Annotated in this window: 4 protein-coding genes and 3 pseudogenes; 3 read left to right on the top strand and 4 right to left on the bottom strand. The window is 68.0% G+C overall.

The window, feature by feature from the left end; genetic code table 11:
• Positions 1–170 (bottom strand): annotated as a pseudogene (locus tag QMZ92_RS35610) (AraC family transcriptional regulator); the annotation flags it as partial.
• A 216-nt stretch (positions 171–386) separates the two neighbouring features.
• On the opposite strand from QMZ92_RS35610, the gene QMZ92_RS35615 reads away from it, so the two are divergent.
• The 3 genes and pseudogenes from QMZ92_RS35615 to QMZ92_RS35625 all read left to right on the top strand — a co-directional run bounded on the left by QMZ92_RS35615 (position 387) and on the right by QMZ92_RS35625 (position 2,605).
• A complete protein-coding gene (locus tag QMZ92_RS35615) occupies positions 387–878 on the top strand; it encodes a DUF4352 domain-containing protein (protein WP_283302060.1) in 492 nt (163 codons plus the stop codon).
• 423 nt (positions 879–1,301) lie between these two features.
• Positions 1,302–1,439: pseudogene (locus QMZ92_RS36220) on the top strand (transposase); the annotation flags it as partial.
• A gap of 80 nt (positions 1,440–1,519) precedes the next feature.
• Positions 1,520–2,605: an IS110 family RNA-guided transposase gene (locus QMZ92_RS35625; RefSeq protein ID WP_502962220.1), complete on the top strand. Its 1,086-nt coding sequence runs from the start codon at positions 1,520–1,522 to the stop codon at positions 2,603–2,605.
• Between the two features lie 22 nt (positions 2,606–2,627).
• On the opposite strand, the gene QMZ92_RS35630 is transcribed toward QMZ92_RS35625, so the two are convergent.
• From QMZ92_RS35630 to QMZ92_RS35640, 3 genes and pseudogenes are all read right to left on the bottom strand, one after another.
• Positions 2,628–3,023 carry a hypothetical protein gene (locus QMZ92_RS35630; protein WP_283302062.1) on the bottom strand — a complete coding sequence of 132 codons (396 nt, stop codon included), beginning with the start codon at positions 3,021–3,023 and terminating at the stop codon, positions 2,628–2,630.
• Positions 3,024–3,151: 128 nt separating this feature from the next.
• Positions 3,152–3,522 (bottom strand): annotated as a pseudogene (locus QMZ92_RS35635) (transposase family protein); the annotation flags it as partial.
• Between the two features lie 43 nt (positions 3,523–3,565).
• A partial coding sequence (locus tag QMZ92_RS35640) for a hypothetical protein (protein ID WP_283302064.1) occupies positions 3,566–3,881 on the bottom strand: 316 nt, incomplete at its 5' end.

A 3,881-nucleotide genomic window follows, 5' to 3' on the forward strand; every position in this document is an offset into this window, starting at 1 on the left:
CCGGCGCTGGTGCGGATCGGTCCCGGCTCGGCTGCGCAGAGGCGCAGCTCGTACCAAGGGGCAACGATGTCGCTGCGGTCGGTGCCGAAGACCTCGCAGGGAACGGCGAGTTCGAAGGTGGGGGCGCCGTCTGTCACTGCCACCGCCACGACATGCCGCTTCCCCCTCACAAGACGGGATCTTAGCGCACTGTGTCGCTTCCTCCACTGGTCAGAGGCGTAGGCCCCCTCGGAAGCTAGTACCACGGAACGCAAGCGATCAATCTTCCCGAGCTCTGCCGCGGCAGCGCCCGCCAGAAGGATCCGGCGTTCCTTCATCCTGCCGAGCCAAGGTCAACCGCCCACGGGGCTCCATCCCGACGCGGCGCCGAATGGAGAACCATCTCAATGAAGAAGACAGGACCCGCCCTCCTTGCCGTCCTCACGGTGCTGGCTCTGCCCGCCTGTGGACCCACCGTGGGCCAGAACTCCCCGGACAGCGGCTCCGGGAAGGCCGCATCATCCGCCCCGGCACAGAACGGCCCGAGGAGCGAGCAGCCGAAGGAGGCGGACGCACCGGTCGATCTCGTCGCGAGGAAGACGGACTTCACCCCAGGCGTCCTGCACGACGGCGGCGACTACACCAGCGTTCTGGTGACTGTCGGCAACAACAGCGACAAGGAGATCAGCGTCAACCCGTTGTACTTCTCCCTCACCGACACCGCCGGAACCAAGCACACGGCCGCCCTCGCCGTCGACAAGAACCAAATCGACACGGTCAAACTCGCGCCCGGGGAGAAGGCTTCGGGCACCGTCACCGGCAAAGGGGACTTCACCGCTCGGTACGTGACGTACACCGACGGCATCCTCGGCGACCCGGTCCGCGCCACGGTTGGTTGACCGCAGTCGGCCGGACCGCGGCCGCGCCATCGGTGACATGATCGTCCAGCCTCGCGGCCGGTCGAGGTTCGGTCGGCCTCAGGTCCGCCCCGCCCCACCCAGCAGCATGACCTGCGACTTGGCGGCCTTGATCTCCACGAGTCGCCGGGGCGGACCTTGCAGGCAGGCACCGAGTAGAGGTTGCCGCCGAAGGCGACCAGGCAGTTCTTGCCGACCGGGGGCCTTGCCGTCGTTCGGCGGGAAGCTGGAGGTGGGCCACGAGGACACCTGGTGGGTGGGGTAGCGCATGTGGGCTTACGTCTGGTGCCTCTGCGACGTCTCAGAGTGCGGTTCGCGCCGTGATGCCGGGTTTGGTGTCGCTCGATGGGGTGACGTTGGAGCATGTCTGCCGGTCAGGCGTTCGGGGTTCGCTTGGGTGGCCGGATGAGTGACCGCAAGCCGTACCCGAGTGATCTCACCGACGAACAGTGGCAGTTGGTCGAGCCCGTGATCAGTGCCTGGAAGGCCGAGCACCCCTCGGCCACCGGTCACCAGGGTAGATACGCGATGCGGGAGATCGTCNCAGAAGCCCCGTCACTGTCTTGTCCACCCGCCCGACCGGCGCGTGCCGCCCTCGGAACGGACACGCCACAAGGACGGACATGACCAGCATGACGCACGACGGCCCACGGATCACCGGCGGAGTCGACACCCACGGCCTGACCCACCACGCGGCCGTGATCGACGCGGTCGGCCAGCACCTGGCCGACCAGGAGTTCCCCGCCACCATCCGTGGCTACCGTGATCTGCTGGACTGGATGCGCTCCCACGGCAAGCTCGTCGCCGTGGGCGTGGAGGGCACCGGCGCCTACGGCGCCGAACTCGCCCGGGTGCTGACCGCCGCCAGCGTCACGGTCATCGATGTCGACCGCCCCGACCGCAAGACGCGGCGGATGAAGGGCAAGTCCGACCCGATCGACGCCTACGCCGCCGCGATGGCCGTGCTGTCCGGGCGGGCCACGGGCACGCCGAAGAGCCGGGACGGCCTGGTCGAGGCGGTCCGCGTCTTGCGGATCGCCCGCCGCAGCGCCGTCAAGGCCCGCACTCAGGCGATGAACCAGATCCGCGGCCTGCTCGTCTCGGCACCCGCGATACTGCGTGAGCAGGTCGCGGGACTGGACAGGTCGGTGTTGATACGCACCCTGGCCCGGCTGCGGCCCGGCGACGATTTGTCCCGCCCGCTGGCGGCGACCCGGGCCTCGCTGCGGCGACTGGCCCGCCGCCACCAAGCGCTGGACGAGGAGATCGCTGAGCTGGACGCCGAGATCGGCCCGCTGGTCAAGCAGGCCGCACCCCAGCTGCTGGAGCTGTTCGGCGTCGGCCCCGAGACCGCCGGCCAGTTGCTGGCCTCGGCCGGGGACAACCCGGAACGGATGCGGTCCGAGGGTGCGTTCGCGCACCTGGCCGGGGTCGCCCCGATCCCTGCGTCCTCCGGCCGCACCCACCGCCACCGTCTCAACCGCGGCGGCGACCGGGCCGCGAACAACGCCCTGCACACCATCGTGCTCGTCCGCATGCGCTTCGACAAACGCACCCGCGCCTACGTCGGACGCCGCACCAGGGAAGGGCTGAACAAGAAGGACATCATGCGCTGCCTCAAGCGATTCGTCGCCCGCGAGGTCTACCGCGCCCTGACCAGCACACCAACCGAACGAATCACCCAAACCGACCTTGCTCCTGCGGCTTGACGTCTATAGGAGCATCCGGCTGCTACTCGGCTTCGCTGCGGCGCAGGCAGGAGCGAATGTCGTCGAGCCCGTCGAGGGCTCGTCCGTCCACATCGGAAGGGTCCAGCTCAGCACGGGTCGCCAGAGCTTCCGCCAACGCTACCGCTCGCTCGCTGAGGCGCCCGAACCTGCGGGCCGTGTGGCCCAGGCATAGGCCGGCCAGCCCAAGCAACTGGCTCCCGGCCGCCGCCCTCATACCCACCTCGATGCAGCAGTGCTCGATGAACTCGCGATCGTTGTCGTTCAGCGCGATGCCAACCAGGGCCACCGCCGCCAACGCTTCGTACGCGGTGTCGCCGAGCGCGCGTTCAAGCGCCTCCGCGACGACATCGCGAGCCAGAGCAGGGGGATTCTCAAACGTTCGATGGGAGTGCTTCACGCGCAGAGGCTACGCGGTGCACCCGGAGACGCACCGCGAAGCCTCTCCCTCGGTGACGGAAGCCGACAGGACGAACATTGCTTGATACGGCGCTACCGCGGACTTGACCTACCAGCGACATGAGATGTCTTGGACTGCTCGGCGATGGTGTGGTCGCGGGTGGGGACGAGGGTGCCGTCCACGATGAGCACGGTGTCCTTTCCGACCCGCTTGCGCGGCTGGAGCGCGAGCATCGGCCCGAGGTGGTCGATGATCCGGTCCGCCGCCGACTTGGACACCCCGAACAGCGGGGCAACTACCGCATGGTCAGGTTCGTGCGCCAACACGCCGCGACCAGCAGTGCCCGGTCCTCCAGCGGCAGGCTCCAGGGCCGGCCCTTGCGGACCGCGTCCGCACCCTCGCGCCGCAACACGGTCAACAGCTTCGCGAAGGTGCGCGGACTGAGCCCGGTGAACGGAGCTATCCAGGACGGCTCCGACGCCGTGATCATACCAGCCACCTCAAGATCATCTCACCCGTGACCAGCAGATACGGGACAGCCCTTAGTCGAGAGAGTTGTAGAGATTGATCGCCATGCCGTTGAGGTGCGCGGAGTCCAGACTACTCGAGAGAGCCTGCAAGAAGGGCTGCGTCGCCGGGTCCGGAAACTTCAAGGTGAATGTCCCGCTGAGAGTCGAAGGCGGGTAGGTGATCATGCGTCCATCGCTCCCTATTTCGGTTGGCCATTTGGCGGCGAGGAATGCCACTGCACGGCCGTCGGAGCCCCAGCTGTAGGTCCAGTTGTTGGGGTAGGCGATCAGCCGCCCGTCCGGGCCCTGGGTCGTCCGCCAGCTGCCATCGTAGGGGAATGCCACTGCA

Origin of the sequence: Streptomyces sp. HNM0645, from assembly GCF_030056615.1 — a bacterium.
GTDB classification, from domain to species: Bacteria; Actinomycetota; Actinomycetes; order Streptomycetales; family Streptomycetaceae; genus Streptomyces; species Streptomyces marianii.

Bases quoted from the DNA above. Each gene is read 5' to 3' on its own strand.
- QMZ92_RS35615 (WP_283302060.1), top strand. From the start codon at position 387: ATGAAGAAGACAGGACCCGCCCTCCTTGCCGTCCTCACGGTGCTGGCT.
- QMZ92_RS35625 (WP_502962220.1), top strand. From the start codon at position 1,520: ATGACCAGCATGACGCACGACGGCCCACGGATCACCGGCGGAGTCGAC.